This window comes from Bacillus sp. 105MF, from assembly GCF_000374885.1.
Classification (GTDB): domain Bacteria; phylum Bacillota; class Bacilli; order Bacillales; family Bacillaceae_G; genus Bacillus_A; species Bacillus_A pseudomycoides.
In genome coordinates this window covers 158,774-171,405 of sequence record NZ_KB895569.1, presented here as the reverse complement: position 1 = coordinate 171,405, position 12,632 = coordinate 158,774, and the positions used below count along the sequence as shown (strand labels likewise).

The following is a 12,632-nucleotide window of genomic DNA, read 5'->3' as shown; positions in this document are numbered from 1 at the left end:
CATCAGTGGAGGATGGAGAGCCTCCACTGATGGGAGTATCACTAATGAAAGGGTGATGACTTCGAATAGAATATTGATTTAGGACAGCTTGGGATCAGATTATATAATTTCATTTTCCAACTTGTTTAGATCGATAAGGAAATGACCATCTCCATCCGTAGCAATTAGTTCATTTTTTCTTAAGTAAGTAATGGTTCGGCTCATAGTTTCTCTTGATGTTCCAATCATGTTGGCGAGCTCTCGGTTCGTAAAATGGGTTGTTATTTTATATTTTTCATTTATCTGTACATCATTTGACTTACATAGGCGTAGCAGTAGCATAATAATTCTCGCATATGTGTCATGAAGAATTTGTTCTTCTAATCTATTTTGAAGATCTACGATTTTCTCTCCAAGAACTCTAAATAATTTAATACATAATTCAGGGTACTTAATTAAAATCATCTCAAAATCAACGATAGGAATGACAATTAATTGGGCATCTTCAAGAATTTCAGCATGAGCAGGAAATGAACCTTTTCGAAAGAAGCCAGAGTGAGGAAACATTTCTCCATCTTGAAGTATAGAAACAATTTGTTCTTTGCCAGAGCGAATAAAAAATACTCGGTCAAGTGTATCACCCTGCATAAATACAAATGATTTTGCTTTATACATTCGCATTCGTGAAATTTCCACAATGGGTTGAATTTCTTCTTCTGAAAGTTCTTTAAAGAGGGAAACGCCCTGTAAGTGTTTTTTTATTATTTCTGACATGTATTCATCACTCCTAACATCATCCAAAAGATAGTGCTTTTCTTATTAATGTATCCTAAATAGAAAAATGAAGCAGTGATAAAAATCATACTTTTGGTGAAGGTGAGATGAATTTCAAAAACAAAATTGGAACTTGTAAGATTTGTGAAAAATAAGAGAGGAAGATGGAGGTATACGCTTTTCATGAATGCAGATGTCGGCCTGTTTTATTCTTATTTAAGCTTGTGCAATTGCACGTGGAAATAAAACGTTATTTTCTAAATGTATATGCTCGAATAAATCAGATTCAAGAGCTTCAAGTCGTTGATAGACAAGACGATAAGTGCCACAAGCGCCTACTGGGGGAGTAAAGTCATTTGTAACTTTACGAAGTTCTTTAATAATATCACCAGCGTGGTTGTGTTCATTTTCTAATTCATCTACTACTTTGCGTAATTTCATATAATTTTCATCAGTTGGATTTTGTTCAAATGCTAAAATCAAAGGGAAATCTTCTGTTTCTTCTTTAATTAAATGTTGCTCTAATTCTGTTTTTAATTCATGGAATAGCTTATGAATTTGAGCTAAATGTGGTTGTCCTGCTCCATGAACGCGTAATACTTTTGTTACGTAGGGGCTTAACAACGGTAATTCTTCATTCAAATAGCGATGATGTTTATTCACAATATAATCGATTAATTCACTATACGAAGCTGTTTTCCAATCAATTTCAGATTCGTTTAATTGTTTTGTTTCATGATAGAGCGTATTTAACTTTGTTAAAATTTCTTCTGAGGATAAATTTCTTTCATTAATAGCATCGATAATGGGTCTATTACCACCACAGCAAAAATCTATTCTATATGATTTGAAAAGGTCACTTGCCTTTGGAAATTGTGTAACAATATCACCAATAACGGAATCTTCGGTAAAAATATGTTTCATATGAATACCTCCATAAAGTTTAAATGTTTGATCTGGGTTAAGAATATCGATAATTTAGCGTTCATGTGGTGATATAAATCACTTATAATGAGTGAATTTTATCATTAGTGATTTTTATATAAATTTAAAATTGCAAAGAAAAAATAATGCAGTGATTTTACTCACAGTATCCTTTTTGAACATGGCTTATCTTTAATGAAAGAGGATATAGGGAATCTATTTTATATAAATATTGATCTCGATCCTTTTGTTTGATTCAGTAGCAAAGCATTATAAAAACATTTGAAATATTTTTGTATGTAGCACGTATGACATTATTGATCAAAACTTTGGGGGAGAGTGTCGAAAGAATGAAGTTAATTATTCCAAAGCAGCATGGAGCATGGGGAATGTTACTTATTCCATTTATCTTGAGCGTTTTAATTGGTAAAGGGACGTGGTACCATATTCCGCTTTTTTTTGCATGGTTATTCGTATACTTAGCTACGTATCCTTTACTAATGTATGTGAAGCAACCAAGGAAGAAGTATTACCTATATTATTTCTTTCTTTATTTTAGTGTGGCCTGTGTGTTCGCGATTGTCGCTCTTATATATGAATGGCGTATTTTATTGTTCTCCATTGTTATGCTTCCATGCTTTTTCATAAATATTTATTATTCACGTCAAAAAAACGAACGAGCTTTGTTAAATGATATATTTGCTATTATTTTGTTTTGTAAAGGTGGAATAATTAGTTATTATTTCACAATGAAAACAGTTGATGAGAAAGCATGTGTAATTGTAGTGATATCATTTTTATATTTTATGGGAAGTACGTTTTATGTAAAGTCGATGATTCGTGAGAAAAAGAATCCAACGTATCGTTTGGTTTCGTGGGGTTACCATTCTTTACTCGTGATTATTACTTTAATTGTATCACCGTGGTTTAGCATTATCTTTATACCAAGTTTAGTACGATCCATAATATTTTATGGTAGAAATATTTCAATTTTAAAATTGGGTATTTTAGAGATTGTAAATTCGATTTACTTTTTTATTACAGTAATGTTGTTAGCCAAAGCCTTACTGTAATAATTTCTCGTAATTATTACAGTAAATTTGTGATGGTTCAGTAATATTTTGATAAGGAAACTGATTCAAATAGCTTTTTTACATTTCATATATATTATCCTGCTATTTACGGGTAGTAATTGACTATGATTTGAATGCTAGATACTGAAAGGACTGTATAAATAATGACTTTCTATCAAACGTTAACGCCATATTATGATGAACTTTTTCCTGCAAATGAGAAACAAACAAATTTTATAGTCTCTTATTTACAAAAAGGTAGCTCTATACTGGATGTGGGCGCAGGAACAGGTAATGTAGCCCAAGCGCTAGTTGAAAAGGGTTTTGCTGTTACTGCAATGGAACCAGAGGAGACACTGGCTGCAAAAATTCGAGAGAAGGCTGCAGTTTACGAAGGGATATTTAGTGTAAATACATTTGGGATGCAACAAATTAAAAATGTGCCTGGAGTATTTGATGGTATTTATTGTATTGGAAATACACTTGTTCATTTAGATAATACGAAAGAAATCTTTAATTTTATCTGTGGATCTTATGAAAAATTAAAAGTAAACGGAAAACTAATGATTCAAATTGTAAATTATGAAAAAGTATTAGATGAAAATAATTTCAAATTTCCAATACTAGAGAAGAAACATTTCTCCTTTAAGCGTAATTATACGCTAGAAGGAGAAAAAGTATTATTTACTGCAACATTGAATGTAGATGATAAAGAATTATCAAATAGTATTTCGTTATATCCTATTACGAAAAAGGAATTACTGCCTATGTTAAAAGAATCTGGTTTTCGGACTATAGAAACGTTCGGTAATTTTGAGAAAGAGGCTTATTTACCTAATAAATCAGCATTAGTGCTTGTAGCTACAAAATAAATACGTTATTCAAGATGCCTTAGTGAAGGAGACCTTTCCCATTCGCTAAGGTGTTTTTTTATTTAGTTTTGCAAAATGTGATTCCAGTCATCTTTTTATCTTAGGAAAATTTTTATAATACAGTTGTTGTTAACAGATACCATTTGGAAGGCAGTGAAACAATATGGATAGAGAAGTGAAGCTAACAGAAGATATATATTGGGTTGGAAAGATTGATGATAGGGAAGTACCGTTTCATCGTTTGATTTTAGCAAAAGGAACAACTTATAATGCGTATCTTTTAAAAACTGAAAAACCAACAGTGATTGATACAGTTGATCTAGAGTTTGGAAGAGAATTTGTAGAATGTTTAAGTAAATTAATTGATCCACAAGAAATTCAATATATCGTAGTAAATCATACAGAGCCAGATCATTCAGGTGGCTTGGCAGCATTAGCCTCAAAGGCTACAAAGGCTACAATTGTATGCACAGAAATTGCAGTACCTGAGTTGCAGGAAATGTACAAATTGCATCACAGAAATTTCTTAGTCGTCAAAGATGGAGATACATTAGATATTGGTGGAAAAACGTTGAAATTTAAAGAAACCCCATATCTTCATACAGAAGAAACAATGATCACGTATTGTATCGAGGATAAAATTTTATTCCCATGTGATATTTTCAGTACACATGTAGCGAATTATGAATTCTTTAACGATGAAGTGAATGAAGATATTACGGAAGATTTCATAGGCTACTATAATGCGATCATTCATCCACATAGAAGATATGTTAGAACGTTAATAGAGGCATTAGAAGGTTTAGATGTACAAATGATCGCTCCATCTCATGGGTACATTTTACGAAAAGATGTCCAAAAATATATCGATTTATATGCAGAAATGAGTAAAGATACAACGCAAGGTAAAAAAGTAACAATTGTATATACAACTATTAAAAACAACACGAAAAAAATCGCGAATATCATTAAAGAAACATTCGAGGCAGATAATATTAAAGTAACAGTATTTAATGCTGATAAATCGGATAAAGCTCAGATTCTAGGAAGTATTCAAGAAGCAGATGCAGTCTTCATCGGATCGTCAACTAAATATGCAGATATGATTGGAAACTTAGAAGAAATTTTAATAGAAATGAAGGAAATGAACTTAGAAGGGAAAATCGCAGCTGTATTCGGATCATACGGTTGGAGTGGTGAAGCAATCGAGGTAGTACAAGATTACCTAAATGAAACAAACATGAGAGTCCAAAGTACATCAAATGTTATTAAATCTACAGGTATGACTCATGTTGAATTCCCTATTCGCATAAGATTTTCTCCAAAGAGTGAAGAAAAAACACAACAAATCAAACATGCAACAACATTTGTTACAGATTTATTATTAAGCTCTATTTAATAGAAAAACGTAGGTGAAGACATGGAAAAGAATTTTGTTATTATCGGAAGCGGAGTAGCTGCTGTAAATGCTGCAAAAATAGTTAGAGACCATGATAAAGATTCAAATATATTCATTTTTGGTGAAGAATCATCTTTACCCTATAACAGAATTAAACTATCAAAAGAGTTATACACAGATTTGCATAGCGAAAAAGTTTTAATCAAAAAAGAGAAGTGGTACCAAAAAAATAATATATCAATTTTTACAAATACAAAGGTGGTAAAAATTGATACGGAGCAGCAACATATTGTTACAGCGAATAATGAAAAAATTGCTTATTACAAACTGTTAATCTGTACAGGTGCAAATAATAAGAAGCTACGAATAGATGGAATAAATAAAAAAAATGTCTTTACGATTAGAGACATGCATGACGCGGGTGATTTTAAAACATGTTTAGAAGGTAAAAAGAGTGTTGTAAACATTGGGGGAGGCGTACAAGGATTAGAAACAGCTTGGTCTATCGTGAACGCGGGTAAAAAAGTATCCATTGTGGAAGTTGCAGATAAATTAATGGGAAGACAATTAGATGAGAAAACGTCTCTTTTATTAAAACAAAAAATTGAAAGTGCAGGAGTAAAGGTATATGTAAATACAACTATTGATTCTATTCTCGGAGGAGAAGAAGTAACTGGAATTAAAGTAAATGGTGATCAACGAATTGCTTGTGATAGTGTTGTGTATTCAATTGGAGTCACTCCTAACATTTCACTAGTGAATTATACTCCTATCCACGTAAATAGAGGTATTGTTGTCAATGAGATGATGGAAACGAATGTGGAATCTGTATATGCTGCTGGGGATGTAGCGGAGGTAAATGGTGAAATTGACGGTCTATGGGGACGAGCAATAGATCAAGGGAAAATTGCAGGTAGTAACATGGTTTCTATTTCTGCTACTTACAAGAAAGCAATTCCAGTTACAATCTTTAATGCGTTTGATATATCTTTATTCTCAATTGGATGTATTGATGAAAAACAATGTGATACAACGATTGTTGAAGAGGATGGCAAAGAGAAATATACAAGGTTGTTTATTAAAGATAATAAAATAGTAGGTGTTATCTCATTAGAAGGAGTAGTTGCATCTATCCCTTACAAATCCGCTATTGAAGAACAAGTATCATTGGAAGAGATTGATATGAAAAATACGAATATAAGTGAAATAATGAGCAAGGTAAAAGAGAAACTACAATCTTAATATGGTAATAGAAAGAGGGCATTATAATGAAAAAATATATTTGTTTACCATGTGGTTATATTTATGATCCAGAAATTGGAGATCCAGATGAAGATATAGAACCAGGAACAAGTTTTGAAGATTTACCAGAAGATTGGGTGTGTCCGGTATGTGGAGAAGATACTGAACATTTTGCGCCAGTAGAAGAATAGTACAAAAAGTAATGAGAAGATTATTTAATCTCTCGTTACTTTTTTATAAGGAAAGAGTTTTTAAGTGATTGGGGTCACACGTGAGGACTTTAGGAAAAGCTATAATAATGTAGATACGATTAAAATTCAGCAAAAGTAGAGAAGTAAGGCGAGAGATAAGCTGTCTGTAAAAGCTCGGAATAATCATTAGAGGATAAAGAGGATTCTTACTGATTAAAGTTTCACTTTATATAATATATTTAAAGTTAGGTGAGGTAATGTGAAAGAAAAATGTTATCGTAAAAATACAGTGAAGCCTTGTCCAAGAAAGGTCCTTATTTTTCAGTCCCTATCTGATGAAGAAATTTTAAAAATAGCTTCAATGACAAAACATAAGCAATTTAAAAAGGGGCAACCATTAATTCATGAAGGAGAGAAGTCAGATACATTATTTATTATTAATCAGGGGCAAGTAAAGTTATCCAAATTAACTCTTCAAGGAAAAGAGCAAATCTTGCATATTTTAACAAGTGGTGAATGTTTTTGTGAATTGAATATATTTAATTGCGATGAGAAGAGTAATTTCAGTGCATATGCTATAGAAGATACAAAAATTTGTATGTTAACAAAAGCTGATATGGATAGTATTATGGAGCGGAACCCAGGTATTGCATTAAAATTGTTAAAAACAGTTACAAAACGGTTAGCACATACGGAGAATTTAGCACACAATCTGGCAACAAATGATCCGGAAGTTAGAATCGCCTATATAATTCTAGAATTTTGTGAAACGTATGGTAAAGATACTGATAAAGGAATACTTATAAACTTACCATTGACACGAGAAGAAATGGCAAACTATATAGGAATGACAAGAGAAACAATTAGTCGTAAATTAAGTAAATTTGAAGAGTTAGGATTTATGACGTCAATTGGAAATAAGCAGATTATAGTTGAAAATAAGTTAGCTTTTAGAGAATATATCGAGTAAATGGGTAGGGATATTAAACTAAAAGCAATGTTATGGAGACTACACATAATATTGAATTCCTTTCTACTTTTGGAAACATATTGCTCTTAATCTGTTCTTTCGTAGAATTAGCCACTACTTTATAAGAAAAAAGCTATCGCATGTACGATAGCTTTTTTTGTGAAGCGGCTCTTTTGAACGAGCCGCTTCCGCTTTTAAGTATATTAACGATTTGTAAAGATTTTATCGATTAAGCCGTATTCTAGTGCTCTTTCTGCTGTCATGAAGTTGTCGCGGTCTGTGTCGCGTTGTAGAACTTCTAATGGTTGACCTGTGCGATCAGCAAGAATTTGGTTTAATTTTTCACGTAAGAATAGGATACGTTTTGCAGCGATTTCGATTTCAGTCGCTTGACCTTGTGCTCCGCCAAGTGGTTGGTGAATCATTACTTCACTGTTTGGAAGTGCATAACGTTTTCCTTTTTCACCTGCTGCAAGTAGGAAAGCACCCATAGATGCTGCCATACCGATACAAATTGTTGATACTTGTGGTTTAATAAACTGCATTGTATCGTAAATTGCCATACCTGCTGTGATAGAACCGCCAGGACTGTTGATGTAGATGTGAATATCTTTTTCTGGATCCTGAGATTCCAAGAATAAAAGCTGGGAAACGATTGAGTTTGCTACGTTGTCATCAATTGCGCTACCAAGCATAATGATGCGGTCTTTTAATAGTCGAGAGTAAATATCGTAAGCGCGTTCTCCACGATTTGTTTGTTCAATTACTGTAGGAATTAAATTCATCTGTTATTTCCTCCTTTGAAAGCTTTCTTAGTCTTATAATACAATTATGGTCAATAAAGGTCAAACGAAACCACTTTAAATCAAAAAAATATGTAGTTGTATCATGATTTATTCGCTATGTTTTTGGAATTCCCTGCTTATGTATCTTCAACATCATAACCGAATTATATAAATTTAAACGTAATAGGAGAAGTATAGTATTCGCGAAAAACAAAAGAACGCCTTTTTCGTAGAAGCGTCCTTTTGTTTCCTATTCTTTTAAGAGGTAGGTTACTTTATTTAAAATATGTTCGATTTGTTTTGCATTTTTGCTATACATTTGACTTGCTGATTTCGATTTTGTTTCTAAAGAAAATAATTCAAGATCAGCATGACATTTTTTTAAAGAAGCTAATAGCAATGGCTTATTTTGAGGCGAAGGCATTTGGATTTTGTCATTATAGATGTCGACAGTAAGTTGTCCGTAAGAGTCGACTTGTCCAAGAAAGACATTTTCTATTACAACTCCAATCTTCTCTAACTCCATGTGAAGCCAAGCGCGATTATGACCGCTAGCTGAAAGTGGTTCATCTAGTACATTGCCATCCATAATTACTGTATGTGTTTCCTTTTCGTTCGGCACTTTTAGTCCGATGTCTTTTGCGGTTAGTGGTTGTCTATCCTTTTTCAATAAGACGTTTAATTCGCCATTTGGCTCTAATACAGCAAATTCAACATCAGCTATGTTGAATACATCTTTTTTACGAAGGAGTTCGAGTAATTCATCGCTTGTATATTTTTCCTTTTTCAAATTATCTTCGAGTACTTTTCCATCTTTTATAAAAACAGTAGATTTTCCCTCAAAGAAGTCTCTTACTGTTTTGTTTTTTAAAGAAGCAAGTCCAGCGAAAAAAGGTACGATCGCAAAAACAAGTATACTGGAAACACCGTGGAAAAAGTTTTGTTCTAGCCCAGTCGATACTTCAGCAGCGATATCACCAATTGTCATACCGGCTATGTATTCGAAAAAAGAAAGCTGAGAGATTTGTCTTTTTCCAAGCCATTTTGTGATAGCGAATAAAATAATCAAGATACATAAAGAACGTATAATGACAAGTGGCCATTCTGGTATGTGAATGTGAGGCATATAAATTCCCTCCAGTTTGCCTAAAATCCTTTATATTGTGGTTCTTCCCGTTCTAACATCGAAATTCTGTTCTTTAAATCAGCGATAACACTATCCATTTCTAACATACATTCATGGAAAACGCGTTTTGCTTCTTCGTCAGCCGCGTCTTGTGAAAGGGTACTTAAACTTGCTTGTGCACCTTTTAAACTAGCGAGGCATGTTTTTACACTAGCAACAACGGTCATGGGAACACCTCTTATCCTTTTGGTTTAAATAGTAATGCGCCGATAAATCCGAATATAATGGCTGCGGAGATACCAGCACTTGTTACTTTAAACATACCTGTTATAACGCCGACAATCCCGTGCTTTGCCGCCTCTGCCATTGCTCCATGAACAAGGGCGTTTCCGAAACTTGTAATCGGAACGGTTGCCCCAGCTCCGGCAAAATCGATTAGTGGTTCATATAAATTAAATCCATCTAATATAGCACCAGCAACAACGAGTGTTGCCATTGTGTGAGCGGGCGTGAGCTTACCGACATCAAACATAAGCTGCCCGATTACGCAGATGAGTCCACCGATGACAAAAGCCCAGAAAAATATCATTGCTCTACACCTCCAAATTCAATCGATACGGCATGGGCGATGCACGGAATGGTTTCTTCTTGTTGAAATGTAAGAGGAGACAATAAAGCGCCGGTCGCTACGACAAGCATCCTTTTGAACTCACCCTTCTTCATTCGGTTTAATAAATGTCCGTATACGACTGTTGCTGAACAACCTGCCCCGCTTCCACCAGCTAATACGGGTTGGCCTTCCCGATAAATGAGCAATCCACAATCTTGAAATTGCTCGCTCTTTACTTTTGTTCCGTGCTTATGCAGTAAATCATAGGAAATTTCACGTCCGACATGACCTAGGTCGCCCGTTACGATTAAATCATAGTGAGATGCATCAATTTGCATATCGCGTAAATGTGCTTCGATTGTATCGACAGCAGCTGGAGCCATCGCGCCTCCCATGTTAAAGGGGTCAGTTAAGCCCATATCAACAACCCGTCCAATTGTTGCGGATGTCACACGCGGTCCATCTCCTGTACTACTTAAAAGCGCAGCACCAGCACCAGTTACGGTCCATTGAGCGGTAGGTGGTTTTTGACCGCCGTATTCAGTTGGATAGCGGAATTGTTTTTCCACGGCTGTATTATGACTTGATGAACCTGTTAATAAATATTTTGCTCCTTTTGCATTTACAATGCTTGCACCGAGAGCAAGGCCTTCCATAGAAGTAGAGCAAGCACCAAATAATCCAAGATAAGGAGTGCCAAGTGTACGACAAGCAAAGCTTGAAGGTGTAATTTGGTTAATTAAGTCTCCGGCGAGTACAAATTGAATATCTTCTTTACGAAGTCTTGCTTTTTCCGTTGCACGGCTACAAGCTTCTTCAAATAAAATTTTATGCGCCTTTTCATAAGAATCTTGTCCGAGCCATAAATCTTCATGAAGAGTATCAAAGTCTTCAGGGATTTTTCCTTTTGCTTCAAATGGCCCACCGACTACACCTGTTGAGATGATAACTGGTTTATTTTCAAATACCCATGTTCGGTGTCCTTGTAACATTTACAAGCCTCCCCATTGAACAAGAATGGTTTTAATAAGAGCGATTACGAAAGCAGAAAATACACCAAATAAAATAACAGATCCTGCTAATTTAAACATGTTGCCACCTACCCCAAGGACAAAGCCTTCCGTTCGGTGTTCGATGCATGCGGCGATAACAGAATTGCCAAAACCAGTAACCGGTACGGCTGTACCAGCGCCAGCAAATTGTCCAAGACGGTCATACACACCGAATCCAGTTAGTAACATAGAGATGAAAATGAGTGTCGCTACTGTTGGGTTTCCTGCAGATCTTTCAGTGAAATCGAAATAGGTGATATAAAAGGTAGAGATGAGTTGGCCGATAAAACAGATAAGACCGCCAACAAAAAAAGCTTTTATACAATTTTTTAAAACAGGCCGTTTCGGTTCGCGCTGTTGTGCAAATTTTTTATATTCCTGTTGTACAGGTGTTAAATTTTTGTCTTTACTGGACATTTGGATCCTTCCTTTTCTTTTAGAAAACGTACAATTACGTATCGGATTTCACTTCTGATTGAATGAGTTTTAATTGCTTTTTGATCTGATCCTTGTTTACTTCTTTTTTCTTAATTTTGTTCTCCAGGTTATCTAATAGCATGAAAATTTTTCGATCTGTACTTACTTGAATATTGAAAGTAGGATACTCATCGCTCAATTGTTTTTTGATTTTGGTGCGCAGAGGTTTTAAACCGAATCTTTCGTGATGCTCTGGTTTGACAGCTATGTAAAGATCTAAGTTGGAGTTAACGGCTGTGGCTTTTATTATTTCCTCCATAGCAAGTACTTTCTTCTTTGCTTCTTGAGAGATAGACTGATTAAAGGATTCTGTACTCATCTTCGTTAACTTTGGACCATTCTTTTCCTCTGTTCGTTTCGCTTCTTCTTTTTTTACTTTTTTATCTAATGGACTACTACCACAGCCGGTAAATGAGCTGAGTAGTAGTACGAATAACGCGGTTATGATTCCAAGTTTTCGCATTACGATCATTCCATTTCTATTGCTTTATGTAATCTGAGTGAAAAAGGATGATATGGAATCATCCTTTTTCTGTTTCTCAAAAAGTGAGTGCCATGAGATGGTATAGTACTTTCACTTATTGTTGTCCGTATTGAGGCTCTTCTTGCTGAACTTCATCAACACGTGGGTTTAAAGAATCAATAATAGATTGTGTTTGTTGTGCAGCTGTTTGGAAAAGTTGTTTTGCTTGTTGGTTGTCCGTATCAAGAGCGAACCCCTCTAAGCTTGCTTGCGCACTTTTTAATCCAGAAACAGTTTGTTTTAATTTTGTAATTACAGTCATTGAATGAAGCCTCCTTAAGAATATGAATTCAATGATTATAATTTGTGAGTAGCCCCAAAAATATAATTACCAAATTTAGGATTGACGATTTGTTTTTGAAGAAATAGTGAGGAGAGCTTTTTTATATGATAGTAGTTGCGTACATTGACATAAGAAGATATAATTACCAATATATCGTTTATGCGCCCATAGCTCAGTCGGATAGAGCGGTGGTTTCCGGTACCACGTCTGCCGGGGGTTCGAATCCCTCTGGGCGCGTCAAAAAGTCTTAACTTACATTTGTAGGTTAGGACTTTTTTATTTCCTTCTTGTTATATCTGTTCATAAGATTTACTATTAGTACATGGTAATAAAAATGTTCTATATATTCATT

At 34.5% G+C, this 12,632-nt stretch carries 16 protein-coding genes and 1 tRNA gene; 7 read left to right on the top strand and 10 right to left on the bottom strand.

Annotated features, from left to right (window positions below; genetic code table 11):
- Window positions 1–99 precede the first annotated feature (99 nt).
- Together C564_RS0109100 and ric are read right to left on the bottom strand one after the other, a co-directional pair.
- The gene (locus C564_RS0109100; protein ID WP_018765099.1) at window positions 100–753 is read right to left on the bottom strand and encodes a Crp/Fnr family transcriptional regulator; all 654 of its coding nucleotides are present in this window, start codon (window positions 751–753) and stop codon (window positions 100–102) included.
- A 216-nt stretch (window positions 754–969) separates the two neighbouring features.
- Complete coding sequence (gene ric, locus C564_RS0109095; protein WP_003201903.1) at window positions 970–1,677, bottom strand: iron-sulfur cluster repair di-iron protein; 708 nt, start codon at window positions 1,675–1,677, stop codon at window positions 970–972.
- A gap of 350 nt (window positions 1,678–2,027) precedes the next feature.
- On the opposite strand from ric, the gene C564_RS0109090 reads away from it, so the two are divergent.
- The 6 genes from C564_RS0109090 to C564_RS0109065 all read left to right on the top strand — a co-directional run bounded on the left by C564_RS0109090 (window position 2,028) and on the right by C564_RS0109065 (window position 7,424).
- The gene (locus C564_RS0109090; protein WP_018765098.1) at window positions 2,028–2,750 is read left to right on the top strand and encodes a YwiC-like family protein; all 723 of its coding nucleotides are present in this window, start codon (window positions 2,028–2,030) and stop codon (window positions 2,748–2,750) included.
- A 164-nt stretch (window positions 2,751–2,914) separates the two neighbouring features.
- Window positions 2,915–3,622: a class I SAM-dependent methyltransferase gene (locus C564_RS0109085; RefSeq protein WP_018765097.1), complete on the top strand. Its 708-nt coding sequence runs from the start codon at window positions 2,915–2,917 to the stop codon at window positions 3,620–3,622.
- A 163-nt stretch (window positions 3,623–3,785) separates the two neighbouring features.
- Window positions 3,786–5,021, top strand: a complete 1,236-nt coding sequence (locus C564_RS0109080; RefSeq protein ID WP_018765096.1) for an FprA family A-type flavoprotein — start codon at window positions 3,786–3,788, stop codon at window positions 5,019–5,021.
- 21 nt (window positions 5,022–5,042) lie between these two features.
- On the top strand, window positions 5,043–6,263 hold the full coding sequence (locus tag C564_RS0109075; protein ID WP_018765095.1) for an NAD(P)/FAD-dependent oxidoreductase: 1,221 nt from the start codon (window positions 5,043–5,045) through the stop codon (window positions 6,261–6,263).
- 26 nt (window positions 6,264–6,289) lie between these two features.
- On the top strand, window positions 6,290–6,454 hold the full coding sequence (gene rd, locus C564_RS0109070; protein ID WP_000759862.1) for a rubredoxin: 165 nt from the start codon (window positions 6,290–6,292) through the stop codon (window positions 6,452–6,454).
- A gap of 259 nt (window positions 6,455–6,713) precedes the next feature.
- Window positions 6,714–7,424 carry a Crp/Fnr family transcriptional regulator gene (locus C564_RS0109065; protein WP_018765094.1) on the top strand — a complete coding sequence of 237 codons (711 nt, stop codon included), beginning with the start codon at window positions 6,714–6,716 and terminating at the stop codon, window positions 7,422–7,424.
- A gap of 203 nt (window positions 7,425–7,627) precedes the next feature.
- On the opposite strand, the gene clpP is transcribed toward C564_RS0109065, so the two are convergent.
- The 8 genes from clpP to C564_RS0109025 all read right to left on the bottom strand — a co-directional run bounded on the left by clpP (window position 7,628) and on the right by C564_RS0109025 (window position 12,259).
- Window positions 7,628–8,209: an ATP-dependent Clp endopeptidase proteolytic subunit ClpP gene (gene clpP, locus C564_RS0109060; protein ID WP_001049163.1), complete on the bottom strand. Its 582-nt coding sequence runs from the start codon at window positions 8,207–8,209 to the stop codon at window positions 7,628–7,630.
- A 250-nt stretch (window positions 8,210–8,459) separates the two neighbouring features.
- Window positions 8,460–9,335 (bottom strand): DUF421 domain-containing protein, encoded by an 876-nt coding sequence (locus C564_RS0109055; protein ID WP_018765093.1) that lies wholly within the window; start codon window positions 9,333–9,335, stop codon window positions 8,460–8,462.
- A gap of 20 nt (window positions 9,336–9,355) precedes the next feature.
- The gene (locus tag C564_RS0109050) at window positions 9,356–9,562 is read right to left on the bottom strand and encodes a DUF1657 domain-containing protein (protein WP_003201916.1); all 207 of its coding nucleotides are present in this window, start codon (window positions 9,560–9,562) and stop codon (window positions 9,356–9,358) included.
- Between the two features lie 11 nt (window positions 9,563–9,573).
- Window positions 9,574–9,924, bottom strand: a complete 351-nt coding sequence (spoVAE, locus tag C564_RS0109045) for a stage V sporulation protein AE (protein ID WP_016112492.1) — start codon at window positions 9,922–9,924, stop codon at window positions 9,574–9,576.
- Window positions 9,921–10,937 (bottom strand): stage V sporulation protein AD, encoded by a 1,017-nt coding sequence (gene spoVAD / locus C564_RS0109040; protein ID WP_018765092.1) that lies wholly within the window; start codon window positions 10,935–10,937, stop codon window positions 9,921–9,923. Before spoVAD ends, spoVAE begins: the two co-directional genes overlap by 4 nt.
- Window positions 10,938–11,414, bottom strand: coding sequence for a stage V sporulation protein AC (gene spoVAC / locus C564_RS0109035; protein WP_003201921.1), 477 nt, complete (start codon window positions 11,412–11,414; stop codon window positions 10,938–10,940).
- A gap of 34 nt (window positions 11,415–11,448) precedes the next feature.
- Window positions 11,449–11,937, bottom strand: a complete 489-nt coding sequence (locus tag C564_RS0109030) for a YhcN/YlaJ family sporulation lipoprotein (protein ID WP_018765091.1) — start codon at window positions 11,935–11,937, stop codon at window positions 11,449–11,451.
- Between the two features lie 115 nt (window positions 11,938–12,052).
- The gene (locus C564_RS0109025; protein WP_003201925.1) at window positions 12,053–12,259 is read right to left on the bottom strand and encodes a DUF1657 domain-containing protein; all 207 of its coding nucleotides are present in this window, start codon (window positions 12,257–12,259) and stop codon (window positions 12,053–12,055) included.
- Window positions 12,260–12,441: 182 nt separating this feature from the next.
- Between C564_RS0109025 and C564_RS0109020 the strand changes: the two genes are divergently transcribed.
- Window positions 12,442–12,517: transfer RNA gene (locus C564_RS0109020), tRNA-Arg, on the top strand.
- Window positions 12,518–12,632: the final 115 nt, after the last annotated feature.